We start from the raw sequence: 20,669 nt of genomic DNA, 5'->3' as shown, positions 1-20,669 counted from the left end.
AAAAGTCGCCCCGTTGGTTATAAGTTTTTATAACAAAAACTTTCAAATATTAGGAGGAAACAACCTTTATGAAGAAAACCCTATCCGTAGTTCTTACGTCCGCAATGGCTCTTTCCATGTTCTCATCCATTGCATTTGGTAAAACATCTGCAGATTTCACGGATTTGAAAGATCTTGACGCAGCAACAAAAGCGAAGTTCGATGCGATGATCTCCGCTGAAATCTTTGATGGCGTAAGCGACACAACATTTGGTCTAAAGGAAGAAATGAACCGCGCACAATTCGCTAAAGTAGCCGCTTTGATCATGGGGCTTGACGTAAATAAAGATCTTAAAACATCCAGCTTTACTGATGTTAGTGTAACCGATGCAGCAAATGGCTATGCACTTCCTTACATTGAAGCTTTGAAAACAGCTAACGTAACGGATGGTTATGCAGAAGGTCAATACAATCCGGCTGGTAAAGTAACCAAAGAACAACTAGCTACTTTCTTGGTTCGTGTGCTTGGTAAAGATGCAGAAGCGAAAGGATTAACAGGTACAGACAAAACAGTTTCTGGTTGGGCTCAAGGTTATGTAACAGAAGCTCTTGCATTGAAACTTCTTTCTAACAACGCTGATGGTACTTTTGGTGGTATGGTAAACGCAACTCGTGACTTACTAGTTAGCGGCGCATACGAAGCAAAACAACAATACGTACCAGCTGGTAAAGTATCTGTAACCGAAGCGAAAGCAACTGGCGTACAACAAGTAACAGTAACGTTTAACAAACCAGTTGATACGACTAAAGCAACAATTGCTTTGACAAAAGGTACTGCGAACGTTGCGACAACTTTGAAATTTGCTGATGATAAGAAATCTGCTATCGTTACTTTGATAGATTCCAAGCTTAGCGAAGGAACGTATACAACTACTCTATCCGGTTTAGATGCAGCTGGTGTTGATAAAGCAACAGCAACATTGACAGCTGAGAACGAAAAAGTTACTAAAATTGAATTCGTAGGAGCCAATGATACGATTGCAAAATCGGATAAAGTTCGTGTGCAAGTACAGCCAACGAACCAATACGGTGAAGCAGCTTCATTGTCCGCGGGTAACTACACAGTATATGCAACTACGCCTGATGCAGCAACACTTACAAAATCTGATGACGGTAAAATGTACGTTATCCTAGATACCAATTACACGGGTGTTATCCCAAATAGCAGCCAAGTATCCATTAACATCTACGATAATGAACAACATATTTCAGCAACAAAAATGTTCAAAGTTGGCGATGTGCCTTATGTAACGAAAGTAGAACTTGGTGAAGTAACCTACAAAAACGGCAAGGGAGCTCTTTCTCTTGCAGGCGAGAAAGCAATAATTCAATTGACACAGTATGATCAATATGGTGGCGTAGTAACGAAAGATTCAGGTTCTGCCATTAGCCCGACAGTATTCGTAACTCCATACGCGGATTACATGGGTAATACACCAGCAGCAATCGTTGATGAAAATAACGATAATGTAGATGATGTTGTTGTAACATTAGCTGCAAATGCGGACAAGTCTGACGAGTACACCGTAACCGTATTTGGCGGAGGATCCCAAGCAACGGCTACAGTAAAAGCATCCGCTTCTAAAATTGCTTCTAAAGTGGAGCTAGTACAACCGACAGCTACTTTTGCATACGGTGATAGCGATAAGTATGTAGATATCGTGGCTTATGATGAAGCTGGTAACAAATTAACAGCCGATGAGATTGTTGACAATGCAAAAGCAGGTAGATTTAAAATTACAACATCGAGCAACCTAGTTACAGGTAATACAGCAGATGTGCCTGTGGCAATGTTAGTTGATTCTTCGGATAATGCACAAGATTTGAAAATCGTACAAGCAGGCCCGAACAAAGGGAAACTGCACATAGCGAAAGTGGATGCAAAAGGACAAGGTAGTATCTTTGTTGCAATCAACGGCAATGGCGTAAACAGCAATGCTCAAATTAATGTTCCACTTTCTGATGTTCGTTACCCAGACAGCATCAAGGTAGTGAAAGATGTTACGACAAAAGCAGTAGCTTCTGCAACAACAAAGCCAAAGTTCCAAGTATTTGACCAATATGGCGAGAAAATGACGAAGTTCTCCACGAATTCTGCAAACACAACGATCGACATTGTACAAAACAACAAAACCGTAACGTATGATGTGGTTGCAAACTTAACAGCGGCAGCTGGATTTACAGTAAGCCTTGATGGCACTGGTGCACTGGCAGACCAAGATGTGATTGCTTTGAGCGCATTTAGTGACAAAGAAATTACAATCGACACAACTGGCGCTCTAGCAGCAACAAGCTTAGATTTGAAATTTGAGCTTCGCAAAAGTGAAGCGGCGCACACAGGTGCAGTGGCAGGCACACTTATTGATAGCAGTGTAGCAAATGTGTCTAGAAAAGTAACAATCATAACAAYGGATGAGGCTAAAAACTTGACGTACAGCTTGAATACAGTTGGCGATATCTTTAACACACGTGACGATGCAACTTATGCATCTACAGATGCAACAGAAGACACGGTAGTAACAAGCAAGTTAGCAAAAGAACTTGTTGTAACGGCGAAGGACGCGGCAGGAAACAGTGTAGCCGTACCGAAAACAATTAGTTCCATAACTTCCGATGTGTACAATGTTGCACAAGTAGATAAAGTGACGAGTGGCGTAGAWAAGAAGGCTTACGTAATTGGTAATAAAGTAGGAACTGCAAATGTCACGGTATACTTCGAAGCAGCTAATGGCGAAACAAAAAGCGTAAGTGGCCAAGTAGTNAAGAAGGCTTACGTAATTGGTAATAAAGTAGGAACTGCAAATGTCACGGTATACTTCGAAGCAGCTAATGGCGAAACAAAAAGCGTAAGTGGCCAAGTAGATGTTAAAAATGAAGCTAACCGCGTTGAATCCATTGCAGCAGGTTCTGCATCCATGACAYTTACWAATGCAAATGCAGATGGCGAGAATGTCTTCCGTTTGATGGATGACCTTACTGTGAAAAACCAATACGGCAATGAGTTTGTGAGTGAAGGTTCTGCGCTAGCAGGCACGCCAACAACAAGCGATGTTGTAAAAGCGTACGATAACTATCTGCAAGTACGTTACACTATCACTGAAGTAAGTGCTGGTCTAACCGTTCAATTGAATGCAGACAACACAGTGACACTTGGTGGAACAGGAACRGGATCATTCGTAGTAACAGCAACAACTGCTAACGGCAAAACAGCTGCTACAACAGTTGTAGTAACTCCGTAATACCGAATTAAAAAAAGACCCTTCGGGGTCTTTTTTTGTATGATAGCAAGATTAACTAGCGGTTATATCTAAATAGTTGTCAAAGGTATATAGGTCAGAATTCACCCTAGGAGATGACCTTCATGCTTAAGAAAAATAGATTTAAATCTTGAAAGTACTGTGGGACTATCGATTAGGTTGCTTAAAGCTTAGATGGACTATACGGAAGAAACAATCATCTATGCTACGTCACTGGAAAATACTTATCAATGAAACTGTGTATAGAGTATCGTATACTAATTTTGTAGCAAAGGTGATAGACGAAAAGCTACATAAAGAACAACGTAGTGAGGAATGTTTTACAACAACAAACTTTAAATATAGGAGGCAGCATTGTTGTAAAAAAGAAAAAGATGAATTTAAAATTTATTTGGAGTAAATCGCAACTTTTATGAAACATATGCGTTTAATACTTTGAAAGAAACAAACAATAGTAATTGTTATACATTGAATTAATTTATCGAAAATAGTTCTTTACGATCCAGAGTGATCAATGTATAATGTAAATTGGTCTAGGTTCCTATTTTATTTCATTACAGTTTACTAGTTTCAAGTGCAGTTCGAGAGCTGCAGCTGAACCTTAGTTATATTATGCTCTAACTCTGGAGAGGGGGTGAACAATAAGATGAGTGGATCGAGCTGGAATAAAGAACAAACAAACTTAAAAAATAAAACTCACGATATTCAAGGAGGAGAAAAAAAGGTTATGAAAAAAAGTTTAAAAGTAATCGCAACAGCAACACTAGCATTCTCTATGTTCGCTTCGGTGGCAATGGCTGATACGCCTGCAACAACAACACCGGCGACAACAACTTCCGCAACAACTGCAGTTAAAACTTCCAAAGACTTTACAGATCTTGTTGGTAAAGACGCAGCATTGCTTGCAAAAATTGATGCATTGCTTGCAAAAGGTTTCATGGATGGTAAATCCGATACTGCATTCGACATCGATGGTAACATGACTCGTGCAGAAGCTGCTAAGCTTGTTGCGAAAATCTTCGGTTTAACAGTTGGTACTGAAACAACTTCTTCTTTCAAGGATGTTGACGGAACTGACGCTTCCCAAGCTTGGGCAATTCCTTTCATCGAAGCAGCTAAAAAAGCTGGTATCATCGATGGTATGACAGATACTACTTTCGCTCCACAAGATAACGTAACATTGGGTCAACTTGCTACATTGCTTGTTAAAGGTTTTGGTAAAGCAGCTGACGTTAAAACAACTTCACCTTGGTACGATGGTTACCTAGACGTTGCTAAAGCTAACGGCGTTGATCTTGGTACTGACGGAGCTAAAGCTGCAACTCGTGCTGATCTTGTTACAGGTTCATATGCTGCTGACGTAGCGTTCTCAAGCATTGGTAAACTTTCCGTATTGAGTGCTAAAGCTGCTGGTGCTACAACTGTAGAAGTTAAATTGAGCAAAGCAGCTGACACAGCTAAAGCAACTTTCACATTGAAAAAAGGTGCTGCTGACGTTGCTCTTGATGCAGCTGCTGCAAAGTGGTCTGATGACAAGAAAACAGTTACACTTAAGTTGAAAGATAGCAAGGTTACAGCTGGTTCCTACACAGTAACATTGGCTGGTGTCGATGCAGCTGAGCTTGATAAAACAACTGCAACTTTCGATGCTGAAAATGAAAAAGTAACAAAAATCGAGTTCGTTTCTGCTAACGATACAATCGCTAAGTCAGACAAAGCACGAGTACAAGTACAACCAACTAACCAATACGGTGAGGCTGCTTCCTTCTCTGCTGGTAACTACACAGTTTATGCAACAACTCCTGATGCTGCAACATTATCGAAATCCGATGATGGTAAACTTTATGTGATCTTGGATACTAACTATACAGGTGTAATTCCAAACAATAGTCAAGTATCGATCAATATCTACGATAACGATCAACACATTTCTGCTACAAAACTATTCAAAGTTGGTGACGTTCCTTATGTTACTAAAGTTGAACTGGGTGCTGTGACATACAAAAATGGTAAAGAAGCACTTTCCCTTGCTGGCGAAAAAGCGATAGTTAAATTGACACAATACGACCAGTACGGCGGTGTAGTAACTAAGGACACTGGTTCTGCGATTACTCCTACAGTATTTGTAACACCTTATGCTGATTCCTTGGGTAATACACCAGCAGTTATTGCTGATGATAACAATGATAACACTGATGATGTTGTATTTACACTTCTTAAAGATGTAGATAAAACAGAAGAATTCACTGTTACTGTTTTTGGTGGCGGATCCCAAGCTACGGCAAAAGTAAAAGCTTCTGCTTCTAAAGTTGCTTCTAAAGTAGAAGTTCTACAACCATCTACTACTTTTGCTTATGGTGACAAAGATAAGTATGTTGAAATCGTTGCTTACGACGAAGCTGGAAATAAACTAACTGCTGATGATATCGTTGATAATGCAAAAGCAGGTAGATTTAAGATTACTACTTCTAGCAATTTAGTGCTTGGTGGTTCAACTGACGTTCCTGCAGCGATGCTTGTTAACGGTTCAGCTGATGCTACTCAAGACAATAAAATTGTACTTACTGGACCTAATAAAGGGAAATTACACATTAAGAAAGTTGATGCCAAAGGTCAAGGTAACGTCTTTGTTGCTATCTATGGAAATGGTGTAAACAGTAATGCTCAAATCAACATTCCACTTGCAGATGTTCGTTACCCAGACAGCATCAGAGTTGTAACAGAAGTTGCAGCGAAAGCAGTAGCGACTGCAAAAACTAAACCAAAATATCAAGTGTTCGACCAATACAGTGAGAAAATTACTGGTTTCTCTACTGATTCAGCTGGAACAACAATTGACATTCTATCAAACAACAAAGTTGTAACATACGATGTTTATGCTGACCTATCTGCAACTGCAGGCTTTAAAGTAAGTGTTGATGGTACTGGCGTCATTGCAGATAATGCTATTCTTCCAATCAGTGCTTTCAGTGATAAAGAAATCACTATTGCAACAGATGGTACCGCTGTTGTAGGAAGTACTTTTGATTTTAAATTCCAACTTCGTAAAAGTGAAGCAACACACACTGGTCAAGCAGCTGGTACTTTGATTGATCAAAGCGTTGCTAACCTTGCTAGAAAAGTAACAATTCTTACAGCTGAAGAAGCTAAAAACCTAACTTATAGCTTGAACGCTCTTGGAGACCTGTTCAATACTCGTGATGATGCAACTTATATCGCATCGCATGCTACAGAAGTAGACGCTACTACAAGTAAACTTGCAAAAGAAGTTGTAGTGTCAGCTAAAGACGCAGCAGGCAACTCTGTAGCTATACCTAAGACTATTACTGCAGTAACTTCAGATGTGTATAACTTCGCACAAGTTGATAAAGCTACTAGCGCAGTAGATGCTCTTACTGGTGTAGTTGATGACAAAGCATACGTAATTGGATATAAAGTAGGTACTGCGAATATTACAGCATACTTCAAAGCTGCAAACGGTGAAGCTAAATCTGTTAGTGGTCAAGTGGTTGTTAAGAATGAAGCTAACCGTGTAGAGTCTATCTCAGTTGGATCTGCTTCTAAAACTTACACATTTGCACAAGCTAATGGTGAAAACATTTACCACTTGATGAACAAACTTACTGTGAAAAACCAATATGGTAATGAGTTCAAAAGTGAAGGATCATTTGGTGCAGGTTCAGATGTAGTTGCTCTGTATGACAACTACCTGCAAGTTCGTTACACTATCACTGATTTAACTGGATTCACTTCTGTTACATTAAATGGAACAAATCAAGTTTCCCTAGTTGGTGCAACTTCTGGTTCGTTCGTAGTAACAGCTGTTGCTCCTAATGGTAAAACTGCAACAACTACAGTTGTAGTCACTCCATAAGAATAAAATAGTTTTTAATAGAATGAGACCCTTCGGGGTCTTTTTCTGTTAAAATGATTTTAGTCAATTTAACAGGAGTTGTAGACAACAATGAAAAAAATTAATATAAACTTTATTATATTGTTAGTTACTTTGGTTTTACTAGTTCACACAACCTCCCAAGCCGATGCTCCAACACCAGGCACAACCGACCCATTAATCACGCAAAGTTATTTCGAGCAGAACACTTTAAGCGAAGCCAAGGTGAAGGAGATTGTGGCCTCCGCGATCGCAGCGAATGCTGGCGGGAGCAACGGAGGCACGAGCACTACACCTACGGCAGCGGCGAACATGAAAGTTGTGCAATTGCAAAATGGACAAACCTTGCACGCTGGCGCTGGCGCGGAATTTATTGTGCGAAGCGGCAAGGTACTAGCCGTAAGCAACGATGAGAACGGCATCCCGGATGTAACGGGAGGCAAGGATCTGCCAGCAGGGACGGAAGTCGCGCTGAATCATCTTTTGATTTTCCCGACAGAAGGCCGCGGTATTAAGCCTTCGCCAAAGAACGACACGCCCATATATGTCATGGTACGTGGTGGATTTTTGATTTTAAATGCAGATGGTAGTAAAGTTCCGCAATAAATAAATGTCTACTCCATAATTTTACCCAAAATGACAACTTCTTATTCGGTTCATCAAGATGATTCTAGCCATACTATTATCGTACCCCATTGATCGGGTAGCTGCTTATCGAGTGCATGATCTGAACTAAAACTCTAAGGAGGCGTTTGGTTATGGCTAGAAGTAAAGTGGTTCCGGAATCGAAAAAAGCGTTGGATATCTTAAAATACGAAATTGCTGCTGAGTTAGGTCTACCGGTGGGCAACTCAATGTCGCTCAATGCGGATACCGAATTTGCGGGTGAGCTTGGTTCTATTCCTTCAACTTCTAAGAAAAAAGACGACTGGGGACATATTACTTCCCGAGATGCAGGTGCAGTAGGCGGTCGTATTACTCAGAGATTAATCCAACGGGCAGAAGAAACTTTGTTTACTTTGTAATCATAATTTATTGTATGTGCATCGTTTAAGAAGGAGGTCGGCTAATGCTGACCTTTTATTTTTTTATAAAACGCTATTGAAAATTTATAAATTGACAATACCCGACAAATAAAGTAAGATGATTTATTGAAGGTCAATATTCAATTTAACCTTTTCCGTCTGGGGAAGGGTCATTTTAATATTGTCTTATTCATGGTTTATTTATTGTTCCAGAGTGCGGAATTCAAAGATCTTGTCAGCGCATGAGCGCAAAAGAGGGATTCCGTTTGGCGAGAAAAGCTACCGCTAAAGCCGGGCCCAATTTTTTTTATCATAGAGGCATCGAGTAGAAGCTTTTCAAACATACTAAATGTAATGTAGGAGGATGAATAATATGGCTCAAGTTCGTGGACGTCGTTTATTTACATCCGAATCCGTAACAGAAGGTCATCCAGATAAAATTTGTGACCAAATTTCTGACTCGGTTTTGGATGCATTTCTAGCTAATGATCCGAATGCTCGTGTAGCATGTGAGGTATCTGTAGCAACTGGTTTGGTTTTGGTAATTGGTGAAATCACGTCGAAGTCTGAATATGTAGATATTCAAGCTATCGCTAGACAAACAATTAAAGAAATTGGTTACACGCGCGCGAAGTACGGTTTCGACTCCCAAACGTGTGCAGTTCTTGTTTCGTTGAATGAGCAATCTCCTGATATTGCACAAGGTGTAGACAGAGCTCTTGAAGCAAGAGAAGGTAACATGTCCGACGAAGAAATCGAAGCAATTGGTGCCGGTGACCAAGGTTTGATGTTCGGTTTCGCAGTCAACGAGACGCCTGAGCTTATGCCGCTTCCGATTTCTATTTCTCACCAATTGGCTCGTCGTTTGACAGAAGTTCGTAAGAACGGCACTCTTCCATACCTACGTCCAGATGGTAAAACTCAAGTAACAGTTGAGTACATCGATGATAAACCTGTTCGTGTAGATGCAATTGTTGTATCCACACAGCATGATGAGAATACAACTTTGGAGCAAATCCAAAAAGATATTAAAGAGCATGTTATTCTTCCAATCGTTCCAGCACACTTGTTGGATGAGAAGACGAATTACTTCATTAACCCAACAGGACGTTTCGTTATTGGTGGACCTCAAGGGGATGCTGGTTTGACTGGTCGTAAAATTATCGTTGATACGTACGGTGGTTATGCTCGTCATGGCGGCGGCGCGTTCTCCGGTAAGGATCCGACAAAAGTTGACCGTTCTGGTGCCTACGCAGCGCGTTACGTTGCGAAAAACATCGTAGCAGCTGGTCTGGCTGAGAAATGTGAAGTGCAACTAGCTTACGCAATTGGAGTTGCTCGTCCAGTTTCCATTGCTGTGGATACGTTCGGTACAGCTAAAGTAAGTGAAGAGAAGCTTGTTGAGCTCATTCACTCCAACTTTGACCTTCGCCCAGCGGGTATCATTAAAGAACTTGATCTTCGTCGTCCGATCTACCGTCAAACAGCGGCTTATGGTCACTTTGGCCGTAACGATCTGGATGTTCCTTGGGAGCGTACAGATAAAGCTGAGACGTTGAAAGCACAAGCGTTAGAGCTTAAGCATTAATATAGAGAGGCCGTCCTTTGGGGCGGCTTTTGTTTGTTTATTTTGTTATATACATAATTCACTATAGTAAATATCATTGTTTTCTTTTGCTAATAAATATGGTACTATATGTATATGTCATCTGATGCTAATTCATAGGGGATTATGTTATGATAAGTAGAAGATAAGTTTTGCGTTGGTATACGAAGGGAGCGATATAATGGACAATGAAATGAAGGAATCACTTACTACGTTGCTAAGAGCAGAATTATCTCCAGTTTTTGAACAGTTAGTTGGAATGAACACAAGATTAGACAAACTAGAAATCGAACAATCCCAAATCAAGCAAGCTGTGCTGGAAACGAATGAAATCGTGAAGCGTTTAGAGAATGTGCAAGAGCAACAACACAGGATTATTGAACTGCTCTCAGCGCGATCGATTGAACAAGAAGCTAAATTAAAGAAAATAATTTAATCATTATATAAGCATCTCAAGTAGAGAGCAGACCCGGAGGGTTGTGCTCTTTTTCTATTTTTACCATTTATTTATGACATATGAATACAACATGGGGAATATCGTAACTTTTTCCATAGTTTAAGAGTCTATATAGTTATCGCTTAAATGATAGATACTAGAATTAGATGAAAAAGAGGAGTGGAACGGCAACGTGAAGGTACAGAGGCAAGTAGGAGTAGCTGCGCTGGCTTGCGCTATGGTGTGGCAGTTGGTGTCGGGAGTAACAGTGAACGCGGCGGGGACGAAGCTAACTTTGAGCTCGCAGGAGACGATCACATCAGGTGCAATTATGAAGAACTACGTATGGTCGACAACACGAAGCAATAAGGAAGTATCGGTGAACGCCAATGTGATCGAAGTGGATCTGACGAACCCGAACGTGAAGATAGACGCAATGGCAGGAACGAATAATCAGTTCACGAAGAACCAGAGTGTGCTCGGCATGGTGAAGGATACAGGTGCTGTAGCAGGGGTGAATGGGGATTTCTACAATACGCAGGCTGAAGGAGTACCGGAGGGTGCGCAGATCACGAATGGGCAGGTGATGGCGACGCCCGCGAAGATCTCTGGCCTGTACTCATTTGCAATTACGAAGACGAATCAGCCGATTATTGATATTTTTGACTTTCAGGGTACGGTTACGGCAAAGGATGGCACACAGTTCGAGCTAGGTGGTGTGAACAAAACGTTCTACTGGGACGATAACGATGTTCCGCTGATTGCTGACGGGCTATTCCTTTATACAAGTGCTTGGGCGATGACACAGCGCGCTGTGGACGGTACACACGTACCTACAGAGGCACTCATCCAGAATGATATTGTTAAGGAGATCCAGGTTGATACGAATGTGAAAATGGTTGCACCAGCAGATGGATACATTCTTCGGGGATCCGGTTTGGCTAGAGAGTTTATTGTTAAGCATCTCAAGGTAGGGGATAAAGTCACGACAAAATATGACATGATTCCACATGACGCCTCCAAGACGTATGATTGGAAAAACTTCAAAATGCTCATCGGCGGTAGCACACTGCTAGTAGATGAGGCGAAGCCGAGCTATTTTACGCGGAATATTAATGATTTCAATGGATATAGTCCCGTTTCTAGGACAGCTGTGGGTTACTCCAAGGATCTGAAGAAGGCTTATATCATAACATCGGATCGCAATGGTCCTAGTGCCGGGATGACGCTGCCAGAGTTGCAACAATTCATGATTGATGCCGGTGTTTGGAGAGGAATGGTCCTCGATGGCGGCGGTTCGACACAGATGGTGTCTAGGCCACTTGGTGATGTAGATCCGAAGCTAGTGAACAAAACACAGAATGGCAATCAACGTGCGGTAGCAAATGGTTTGGGCGTATATTCGACAGCGCCGAAGGGTGAGTTGTTAGGTCTTATTTTAAAAGGACAATCCTTATTATTCGTAAATGAATCCAGCACTTATCAATTCAAAGCATATGACGACTATTATAATCCTATCGCCGTAACAGGAATTGTTCCACAATGGAGCAGCACGATGGCCAATGGCTCTTTCAAGGATAACGTTTATACACCAACAATGCCTGGAAAAACGCAGATTGTGGCCAAGTCAGGTAAAGGATCCGCAACGATGGATGTCGAAGTTGTCGGGCGTGATCAGATTACGTCGATGGCTTTTAGCTCGGGGTCCTTCTCATTAACAGAGGGCGGCGATTTCAAGCTCCCTATTACCGTTACAACACGCAGTGGAGCAACGAGAGAATTACCCGCGGCATCAGCGACTTGGGAGCTCAGCGGGGTTAAGGGGACGATTACGAACGGTGTTCTGCACGTAGACAGCACAGCGGGAGCGCAGACGGCTCAGGTTATTGCACACTATGATGGGTATAGCACTATGGTAACCTTGCCTGTAGGACAGGAGAAAGTGTGGTACGATTTAGATAAATTTGCTGTCATGACAACAGGGGACAAATATCCTGCAGAGGTTGTTTCCAGCGTTAATATTGTTCCTAACAATGGCAACAAGAACTTGGAAATCGCCTATGATTTCTCCAAAGGACTAGGAACCAAAGCAGCTTATGCAAGATTTAATAATGGGAATGGTGCACCGATTGAGGGAGCGCCTGAATTTATAACGGCTAAAGTCATGGGAGACGGCAGCTTCAATTGGGTGCGAGCAGAGGTCATTGATGCGGACGGTAAGGTGAATTTAGTAAGTTTTACAGAAAGTATGAACTGGACAGGCTGGCGCAAGGTGACAGCGGACGTGTCGGATCTGAAGGCACCTTTGCTGGTGAAAAGCATTTATGTCGCAAATCCAGCCAACGGGCAGGATGAAAGAGCCGCTAAAGGGAAAATTAATATTGACGATATTTCATTTATTTATAAGGGGCAATTACCCGCGCTTCCGAAAAATGCAATTAAACTTACTGTAAATAAGAAGCAAGCAACCTTAAATAGCAAGCCGATGACGTTGGAGCAAGCACCGACGATCGTGAAGGATAACACCTTGGTTCCGATTCGTTTCGTCACTGAAGCATTAGGTGGAACTGTGAAGTGGGACGATAAGGAACGTAAGGTAACCGTTCTTCGAGGGGATAAACTAATTGACCTATGGATTGATCAAGCGGATCTGCTTGTAAATGGCGGTCGCGTCACGGCAGAAGTAGCTCCAGCGATCATGAATAATGTGACAATGGTCCCATTACGACTCATTTCTGAGAGATTAGGCTTCAAAGTAGGCTGGGATCCCCAGAATTACGGAATTTCTATTGAATAAATAGTACTAGAAGTACACGGCAAACGGGAAGAACTATGCTACAATATGGGGTAGACAACTTACTATTATAAGGTTTTATTAAAAGGAGCTCGTTTCATGTGCAACCAGACGCTATAGACAAGGTCATAACCAACGCCATTAACGTCATGGAGAGCAGCAAATATCAATTGTTTGAGATTGCTGAGTCATCACGCTTAGAGAAGGAGTCGCTTACTCGGGAGCTGGGTGACATTAAGCATGAGACGGGTGTCACGATTGATCTCGTGGATATGTTAGAGAAAGAATACAAGAGGTCGCGGATCCGACTCACGGAAGTCAGTCGAGATTTCAACAAGTATCGAGAAGAAGATATCAAGATTGCTTATGAAGCCGCTATCGCTTTTCAATTACAGCTAACCGTTGCGCGTGAAAAAGAGAATAACCTCAAGATCCGCCGCAATGACCTGCAGGTTCGCATGAAGAATGTGGACAAGCAGGTAGAACGCGCCGAAACGATCGTCTCTCAGATGAATGTTGCACTTGAATATTTATCAGGAGATCTCAATCAGTTAACACGTATTATTGAGTCGGCTAAGAATCGACAACTGCTGGGGCTGAAAATTATTTTGGCCCAAGAGGAAGAACGCAAACGAATCGCACGCGAAATTCATGATGGGATGGCTCAAACCTTGGCGAACGTTGTGCTTCGGACTGAAATTGCCCATCGGATGCTCGTCAAGGAAGATATTTCGGCGGTGAAGGATGAGTTAGTTGATTTAAAGGGACAAGTCAGAAATGGTCTTGAAGAGGTTCGTAAAATTATTTTCAACCTCCGACCAATGGCGCTCGATGATTTAGGGATTGTACCTACATTACGGAAATATGTGCAGGATTTCGAAGATAAATATCGAATCCACACTCAGTTTAACTTGGTCGGGAAAGAAACGCGCATACCGTCCGGGTTGGAAATTGCTATTTTCCGATTGGTGCAGGAAGCTTTATCGAATATAAACAAGCATGCTAAAGCAACCTTCTTGTCTGTAGAACTCACGCTAGAACCAGATCAAGTACAGATTTACGTTGTAGATAACGGAATCGGCTTTGATGTTCCGCTAACAGAACTAAGAATAGCCAAGGGGAATAACTTTGGTTTACTGGGAATGAGAGAGCGTGTGGAGCTGCTAGAAGGTACCATGGTTCTAGAGTCCGAGAAAGATTCTGGAACAAAAATTACGATGCTCATCCCTATCGGCGGCGTTGGAGAGAACAAGGAGGAAAACTAGAATGGACAACACGGCGAGTCACAAACGCAATGTACATATTGTCATTGCAGACGACCATCAGCTTTTTCGTGAAGGTGTTAAACGGATCATTAATATGGAAGATGATATGGAAGTTATCGGTGAGTGTGGCGATGGCATCCAAGTCATTGAATTATGTAATCAAATCACCCCCGATATCGTGCTCATGGACATCAATATGCCCCTGGAGAACGGTGTAATTGCAACAGAACGTCTGAAACTTATCTTTCCAGATATTAAAGTCATCATTCTATCCATTCATGATGATGAAAGCTATGTGTTTGAGACACTTCGCAAAGGGGCTTCAGGTTACTTGCTGAAGGATATGGAAGCAGAGTCGCTGATTAATGCCATTCGTTCTGTCGTTGCAGGACATGCCTACATTCATCCGAAGGTTACAGGTAAGCTAATCAATCAACTAAGACGTATGACATATCTAGATGACGTTGGTGTGGTTGGTACTGGCACAGGCGTGAAGGATTCTGGATTGAAGTACATACATAATGCGAATAGCCCATTAACCAAGAGGGAAGCAGAAGTGCTTCGACTTATGGCCGAAGGCAAAAGCAATAAGCTGATTGGCGAGTTCTTGTACATCAGTGAGAAAACAGTGAAAAACCACGTGAGTAGTATTCTTCAAAAAATGGAAGTTGATGACCGTACGCAAGCGGTAATTATTGCAATCAAAAATGGTTGGGTAACGCTGTAATTCGCTTCGCGATACCGCATTTCCATGCTATAGGAACCCCCCTTTGCACTGCCGCATACACTGCAGGTAAGGGAGGGACCCGTTATGTGGATTGGATTGCTTTGTATCTTCGGTTGCTATGGCTTGAGTGTTACCGTGCTGCATCTCTTACTACGTAAGGGAACGAAGAAGAAACCTGCTACTGTACTACTTGTTACCAAAAATAATCAAAATCAAATTGAGTGGGTTATTCGCTCATTATTTTTCTTTTCGCGTGTAAGAGGCAACCAGGTCAAGGCAACGATTATTGACGAGGGTTCGTCTGACGATACAAGAGAGATCATTGAGCGTTTATCCCAAACGTATGCCTTAGAGCTGCGTTTACAGTCTGACTATGATGCCGTTGATCGTTTTCTAAGTCAGCATGATGAAGATCCTGTCGTACTTGTTCACCTCAGTAATAGAGAAGAGCTCGTGAAGATTCCTGTTGTCTGATAGTAAACGCTTTCAACATGTGCTACACACATCTTTCACCACGATGAACGCTACATTATTTGATGAAGAGAGAACGGTGAGGAATGAAGGTTCAGATCTATGCTGTTCGCAAGGGACATGTGTGGGAATGGCAATTCACGATACATGCCCAGACAGATATCCAATATTGGTTCGAGCACTACGCAGCCGACGCCGGCCTCGTATTGTTCGAACCTTTTGTTTCGTTAGGGCAGTGCATGGAACTGCTTGAGAAGTTAAGAAAAAGTGATGTGACTTCTAAGGATATTAGTGAGAGTCTTTTACTTGCGATGGTGAAACGGGAAGCCACGACGCTTGGAATCATGAATGTGAAAGAGATAGATGCGCAAGTAATAGACTACACACTTTGGTGTGACAAGCATGGTCGCAGCTTTCAACTACACGCATCCACATATATTAGTCTCGTTGAAGCTTGCAGAGGGCGTTCGCTGTTGGTAGACGAGCTGCATCAGCTAATAGAAGCCACTGGGGTTATGACGGCAGAGTTGGAAGCCTCATGGCCTGCTTACCTGCAACTCACCTACCTCAATGGCGATGTATCGCTCACAAGCGGCTTACAGATGCAGGTGAGACGTGATTGGCGGCGATGGCTCAGGAAGTCTTCGCATTACACATGTAAACGCTGCGGGAGCGGAGAAGAGCGGATGTTCTGGTCGCCATGCTTACATTGCGGACAAGACTGCCCCTATTGTGAGGAGTGTCTCACCATGGGCAGGGTCCGATCCTGCTCCTTGCTCATGCTTGGAGGTTCGGGTAATGCGCTGTCCACCGCTAATGCAGAGGCTGCTGACTCATTACAAGCTTACATAGAGCCCTGGGGGCTCAGTGATGCTCAAACCCATGCTTCCCTTGAGGGGTTGCGCTTCATCCAAGGGAAGCAACCTGGCGGCCCAGGTAAGTTCCTTATCTGGGCTGTCACGGGCGCCGGGAAGACAGAAATGATCTTCCCGTTCATTCACTACACCGCCGCCCGTGGCGGGCGTGTCCTCATCGCTACACCACGCAAGGACGTGGTGCTAGAGCTGCAACCGCGCATCCAGCGGGCGTTCACTGCATACAGCGTGGTCACGCTGTATGGCGGGAGCGAGCAGCGCTGGGAGCAAGGGCAAATCACCATCGCAACAACGCATCAGTTGTTGCGGTTTCATCAAGCTTTTGACCTCGTCATCATCGATGAAATCGATGCCTTCCCGTACCACAACAACCCCATGCTTAGCTATGCAGCAGAGAACGTGTGTAAGCCAAGCGGTACGAATATCCTGCTGTCAGCGACACCGCCTACACGCGTTAGACAAGCCGCCGAGCGCGGACGGCTGTCACACGTTCGCGTGCCAGTACGATTTCATAAACATCCTCTACCAGTACCTCAGTTGATATCTACGCCTACATTACGAAAGTCCATCGCTGCTCAATCCATCCCACAGTCGATCCAATCCCGCTTAGAAGTGTCCATTGAACGAGGGGCACAAGTTTTTGTGTTCGTTCCAAATATCCAGCTTGTAGAGCCGATTGTCATGCTGCTGAGAGAGAAGTTGAGCAGAGCCCTTAAAAGCACAGTAGTACGCATAGAAGGAACCTCCTCTAAGGACCTTTCGCGTACGGAGAAGGTCCAGCTTTTCCGAAATCGGGAAATTCGTGTGCTTGTCACGACGACTATCCTTGAACGTGGGGTAACCGTGCCCCAGTCGGATGTTTTCATTTTGGATGCAGACTCAAAGTTATTCGACGAAGCCGCAATAGTCCAAATGGCAGGACGTGCTGGAAGATCCAAGGATGATCCGCATGGGAAAGTATACTTGGCTGCTGCTGAAATAACGAAATCACAAAAAGAAGCTGTGAGACAGATCCGCACGATGAATCGGATTGCACGTAAACAGGGGTTTCTACAAGGGGGCAAAGTATGAGCAGGTGGTGGAGGCAGATGGGGAAATCGTTATTTTCGCTATTAAGTCCTAAACGGGAAGCGTGTTTATTGTGCAAACAGGTGACCCGTCTGGAGAGAGGGCAGTTAGGGCTTTGTCACACATGCTACACCCGAATTCCGTGGATTCGTAAGGTGATTTGTTTATCTTGTGGACGAGGTGAGTATTGTCCGGATTGTCGTCGGAGGCCGCATAGCTATTTCGCTAAAAGCCGAAGTGCCGTCCGATATGATGATACGATGAAAGAGCTGCTGGCTAGATATAAGTATCGCGGAGACGAGCGTCTGAAGGCTGTTTTCGGTCATATGCTAGTTCATGCGTTCCAGCAACTAAGGTTAGATAAGCTATCTTCGTCAGAGAGGCAGGTTCGAGAGTTGATCACCTACGTGCCTGTAAGTGAGCGTCGTATGCAAGAGCGTGGATTTAACCAGGCGGAGCAAATGGCAAAAGAGCTAGGTTGGCGAATGGACCTCCCAGTCGTACGATTACTCAATCGTTCCAAGCATACGGCGAAGCAGAGTTTTAAAAAGCGAAGCGAACGGATCGACGATCTTGCCCACGTTTTTGAGTTCGATACCACAGAACTGAGGGAAATAATCGTGTCCGGGGAACCCGTCATCATTTATATCGTGGACGATGTGTACACAACGGGGAGTACGATGAATCAATGTGCGATGGTTTTAAAAGAAGAAATGTCGATACCTGTCGAAATTTATGGGCTAACGTGGGCAAGGTGAAAGCGGGGGAGAAAGAAATAAATAGCCTCTCCGTTATAGCCGGGAGGCTGTTTATACAATAATTTCAATAGTATGAATCGTAACTGGTCGATTAGTCACTTATTTTCAAATCGTTTCGCCGTCTCAAAGATCTGATCGACCTCTATACTAACGCAAGACACCATATCTGGATTCAGCTAATCACCTTCACCGTAAATGGTAATGCTCACGCGGTTCATTAAAAATAGGGATAGGCAAATGCCGTCGAATTGCGGTAAACTGGAAGTGACATACTCCCACCATCTTCGCTAAGGCGTAGAGGTGGGGGCTTCTCAGATCATTGAGCTTCGTAACCTCAGCTCTCCTTGATGGCTCCGTCCGAACCAATGATTTTTGTTGGTTACGATACTTGCAGCGCTCGCTGAAGAATGTTCTTTGCCGCGTTGATGTCCCGATCCAAGGTAGTGCCACAAGGACATCGGTGTATGCGTTCTGCTAAGGTTTTCTTTACGAGGTTACCACAATTTGAGCAGAGCTGACTGGTGTAACGTGGATCAACCTGAACAACCGCTCTACCGGCGCTTTCAGCCTTGTAGGACGTGAATTGAACAAGCTGATGCCATCCTGCATCCGAAATGCTTTTGGCAAGGTGTTGGTTCTTAATCATCCCCTGTATATGTAGTTTCTCGAAGGCAATCAGGTCATAGCTCTGAACTAGGGAGTTGCTAATTTTGTGTGCATGATCTTTTCTCTTATTTGCAACTTTCTCATGTTGCTTAGCAAGGAGCAAAACGGCCTTCTTTCGTCGATTTGAGCCTTTCTTTTTTCTTGACACCGCTCGTTGCAGTTGTTTGAGTTTTCTTTCACTTTTACGAAGATAGGTAGGCGACTCAAACGGCTTACCTTCGGAGGGGATGGCTAGATGCTTAATGCCAAGGTCGATGCCGACTTGTCTACCTGTGGGTTCTAGCAAGACCGCTTCCACTTCACATGAGAAGCAAGCGTAATAGCAACCGTTCTTGACGATGATTGTACATGTTTTGATGCTACCCTCTACCGGCCGGTGTAGCTTGAATTTAATTTCCCCAATCTTGGAGAGTTTCAGCTTATTCCCCTGAATGGTATATCCGCCTTGCGGGTACGTGAAACTGTCATACCGTTGCTTTTGCTTGAACCGTGGAAAGCCTGCTCTCTCACCTTGCTTCACACGTCGGTAAAAAGCTTGGTAGGCCTTGTCTAGCCTTTTGGCTACATCCTGTAAGACCTGAGAATAAACGTGCTTTAATATCGGGATATGATTCTTACGGTCTACTAAGGAATTTTGCTGGTCCAAGTAACTCAAGGATTTTCCATTTTGCTTATACGCTAATAAGCGTTCTTCTAGTAACCGGTTATAGAGCAACCGGCAGCGTTCTAGAATAAATTCGATCTTCTTTTTTTGATCTCTAGTGGGATACAGTCGATACTTGTATGCTCTTCGCATCCTTTCACCTCCTGTCCTTATTATAACATAGATGGGAACGTTTGTTTGTATGATTTACTGAGAAGCCTGCAATACATCACCCTCCTAAGAGGAAGCGGACTTCTTGGAGTTTGAAGGTTAAAAAGTGGGAAACTGGGAATGCTGAAAAGGGGGACATACGATGGGTATGAATGTGGCGAATTGTCCGCGTTGTGGGAAAATATTTGTGAAAGGCTTCGCAGAGTTTTGCCCGAACTGCATGAAAGATCTAGAGCAGCAATATGAGAAATGCTTGAACTATCTGCGTAAAAATAGAGGAGTCAACATACACGAATTAAGCGAAGAAACAGGTGTTTCTGTTAAGCAAATCACTAAATTTATTAAGGATGGACGAATTTCGATCATGCATGCACCGAATATGTCCTATTCATGCGAAGTATGTGGAACAGCAATACGTGAGAACACGATTTGTGAGCCATGTCGTGCGAAGCTTGTGAAGGATGTAAGGAATATTTCGGAAGATGACCGGCGGGAAGAAGAGCGGAGACAGCAGGAGAATAGAGTTACCTTTAATATTCAAGATCGTTTGAAAGATAAGAGATAATTCGAATTAGGTCTGTAGAGATATAAAGTTTCATATAGAAGATGCCGATAATAGTTCTAAAGATTATCGGCTTTTTATTTTATATGCGAAGTCATAGGGGTGAAGCAAGATGAAGATTAATGATAACAAACGAATCGGTGCAATGAATCCATATAATAAGGCGAATGAAAATCGTTCCGCTGGTCAAGTCGGCAAAAAGGATAAGCCTAAGGATCAAATAGAGATTTCATCAGAAGCTAAGGAGCTTCTGAGTACGTCGGGAATAACAAAGACGCCTGAGCATTTGAGCCGTTTAGAGGAACTTAGGGATTCAGTGAATGCGGGTACTTACCGTGTAGATGCTAGGAAGATAGCTGAGAAGCTCCTGCCATACTTACAATAGCACAGTCGTGTATTACATCAGATAGAAGC

14 protein-coding genes and 2 pseudogenes are annotated in these 20,669 nt (G+C 43.2%); 15 read left to right on the top strand and 1 reads right to left on the bottom strand.

The genetic code is table 11. From position 1 onward, the window contains the following. Window positions 1-68 precede the first annotated feature (68 nt). From ASG89_RS38685 to ASG89_RS19875, 13 genes and pseudogenes are all read left to right on the top strand, one after another. Window positions 69-2,800: pseudogene (locus ASG89_RS38685) on the top strand (S-layer homology domain-containing protein); the annotation flags it as partial. A gap of 1 nt (window position 2,801) precedes the next feature. Continuing rightward, window positions 2,802-3,278: pseudogene (locus ASG89_RS37770) on the top strand (hypothetical protein); the annotation flags it as partial. Window positions 3,279-3,942: 664 nt separating this feature from the next. Beyond that, on the top strand, window positions 3,943-7,170 hold the full coding sequence (locus tag ASG89_RS19925) for an S-layer homology domain-containing protein (protein ID WP_057312823.1): 3,228 nt from the start codon (window positions 3,943-3,945) through the stop codon (window positions 7,168-7,170). Window positions 7,171-7,260: 90 nt separating this feature from the next. Continuing rightward, the gene (locus tag ASG89_RS19920; RefSeq protein WP_057312822.1) at window positions 7,261-7,794 is read left to right on the top strand and encodes a hypothetical protein; all 534 of its coding nucleotides are present in this window, start codon (window positions 7,261-7,263) and stop codon (window positions 7,792-7,794) included. A 152-nt stretch (window positions 7,795-7,946) separates the two neighbouring features. Next, complete coding sequence (locus ASG89_RS19915; RefSeq protein ID WP_057312821.1) at window positions 7,947-8,213, top strand: alpha/beta-type small acid-soluble spore protein; 267 nt, start codon at window positions 7,947-7,949, stop codon at window positions 8,211-8,213. A gap of 373 nt (window positions 8,214-8,586) precedes the next feature. Continuing rightward, window positions 8,587-9,801, top strand: coding sequence for a methionine adenosyltransferase (metK, locus tag ASG89_RS19910; protein ID WP_057312820.1), 1,215 nt, complete (start codon window positions 8,587-8,589; stop codon window positions 9,799-9,801). Window positions 9,802-10,000: 199 nt separating this feature from the next. Further along, window positions 10,001-10,255 (top strand): hypothetical protein, encoded by a 255-nt coding sequence (locus ASG89_RS19905; RefSeq protein WP_057312819.1) that lies wholly within the window; start codon window positions 10,001-10,003, stop codon window positions 10,253-10,255. Window positions 10,256-10,448: 193 nt separating this feature from the next. Continuing rightward, entirely contained in the window at window positions 10,449-13,052 is a 2,604-nt protein-coding gene (locus ASG89_RS19900; protein ID WP_057312818.1) for a stalk domain-containing protein, read from the top strand. 98 nt (window positions 13,053-13,150) lie between these two features. After that, the gene (locus ASG89_RS19895) at window positions 13,151-14,314 is read left to right on the top strand and encodes a sensor histidine kinase (RefSeq protein WP_082593453.1); all 1,164 of its coding nucleotides are present in this window, start codon (window positions 13,151-13,153) and stop codon (window positions 14,312-14,314) included. Between the two features lies 1 nt (window position 14,315). Beyond that, window positions 14,316-15,041: a response regulator gene (locus tag ASG89_RS19890; RefSeq protein WP_056611570.1), complete on the top strand. Its 726-nt coding sequence runs from the start codon at window positions 14,316-14,318 to the stop codon at window positions 15,039-15,041. A gap of 84 nt (window positions 15,042-15,125) precedes the next feature. Continuing rightward, a complete protein-coding gene (locus ASG89_RS19885; protein ID WP_057312817.1) occupies window positions 15,126-15,515 on the top strand; it encodes a hypothetical protein in 390 nt (129 codons plus the stop codon). A gap of 83 nt (window positions 15,516-15,598) precedes the next feature. Next, on the top strand, window positions 15,599-17,458 hold the full coding sequence (locus tag ASG89_RS19880) for a DEAD/DEAH box helicase (RefSeq protein WP_063868026.1): 1,860 nt from the start codon (window positions 15,599-15,601) through the stop codon (window positions 17,456-17,458). Continuing rightward, window positions 17,455-18,213 (top strand): ComF family protein, encoded by a 759-nt coding sequence (locus ASG89_RS19875; RefSeq protein ID WP_057312816.1) that lies wholly within the window; start codon window positions 17,455-17,457, stop codon window positions 18,211-18,213. Before ASG89_RS19880 ends, ASG89_RS19875 begins: the two co-directional genes overlap by 4 nt. 379 nt (window positions 18,214-18,592) lie before the next feature. Here the strand turns inward: ASG89_RS19875 and ASG89_RS19870 are convergent, their stop codons facing one another. Further along, entirely contained in the window at window positions 18,593-19,675 is a 1,083-nt protein-coding gene (locus ASG89_RS19870) for an RNA-guided endonuclease InsQ/TnpB family protein (protein ID WP_057312815.1), read from the bottom strand. A 160-nt stretch (window positions 19,676-19,835) separates the two neighbouring features. Between ASG89_RS19870 and ASG89_RS19865 the strand changes: the two genes are divergently transcribed. Further along, window positions 19,836-20,258 carry a TIGR03826 family flagellar region protein gene (locus ASG89_RS19865; protein WP_057312814.1) on the top strand — a complete coding sequence of 141 codons (423 nt, stop codon included), beginning with the start codon at window positions 19,836-19,838 and terminating at the stop codon, window positions 20,256-20,258. Window positions 20,259-20,367: 109 nt separating this feature from the next. Further along, window positions 20,368-20,640: a flagellar biosynthesis anti-sigma factor FlgM gene (flgM, locus tag ASG89_RS19860; protein WP_057312813.1), complete on the top strand. Its 273-nt coding sequence runs from the start codon at window positions 20,368-20,370 to the stop codon at window positions 20,638-20,640. The last annotated feature ends 29 nt before the right edge of the window (window positions 20,641-20,669 follow it).

The organism is Paenibacillus sp. Soil766 (genome assembly GCF_001428105.1).
Lineage (GTDB): Bacteria > Bacillota > Bacilli > Paenibacillales > NBRC-103111 > Paenibacillus_E.
This window is presented reverse-complemented; position numbering and strand designations above follow the sequence as displayed.

Bases quoted from the DNA above. Each gene is read 5' to 3' on its own strand.
- ASG89_RS19875 (WP_057312816.1), top strand. From the start codon at position 17,455: ATGAGCAGGTGGTGGAGGCAGATGGGGAAATCGTTATTTTCGCTATTA.
- ASG89_RS19920 (WP_057312822.1), top strand. From the start codon at position 7,261: ATGAAAAAAATTAATATAAACTTTATTATATTGTTAGTTACTTTGGTT.
- ASG89_RS19880 (WP_063868026.1), top strand. From the start codon at position 15,599: ATGAAGGTTCAGATCTATGCTGTTCGCAAGGGACATGTGTGGGAATGG.
- metK (WP_057312820.1), top strand. From the start codon at position 8,587: ATGGCTCAAGTTCGTGGACGTCGTTTATTTACATCCGAATCCGTAACA.
- ASG89_RS19890 (WP_056611570.1), top strand. From the start codon at position 14,316: ATGGACAACACGGCGAGTCACAAACGCAATGTACATATTGTCATTGCA.
- flgM (WP_057312813.1), top strand. From the start codon at position 20,368: ATGAAGATTAATGATAACAAACGAATCGGTGCAATGAATCCATATAAT.
- ASG89_RS19865 (WP_057312814.1), top strand. From the start codon at position 19,836: ATGGGTATGAATGTGGCGAATTGTCCGCGTTGTGGGAAAATATTTGTG.
- ASG89_RS19870 (WP_057312815.1), bottom strand. From the start codon at position 19,675: ATGCGAAGAGCATACAAGTATCGACTGTATCCCACTAGAGATCAAAAA.
- ASG89_RS19885 (WP_057312817.1), top strand. From the start codon at position 15,126: ATGTGGATTGGATTGCTTTGTATCTTCGGTTGCTATGGCTTGAGTGTT.
- ASG89_RS19925 (WP_057312823.1), top strand. From the start codon at position 3,943: ATGAGTGGATCGAGCTGGAATAAAGAACAAACAAACTTAAAAAATAAA.
- ASG89_RS19915 (WP_057312821.1), top strand. From the start codon at position 7,947: ATGGCTAGAAGTAAAGTGGTTCCGGAATCGAAAAAAGCGTTGGATATC.
- ASG89_RS19905 (WP_057312819.1), top strand. From the start codon at position 10,001: ATGGACAATGAAATGAAGGAATCACTTACTACGTTGCTAAGAGCAGAA.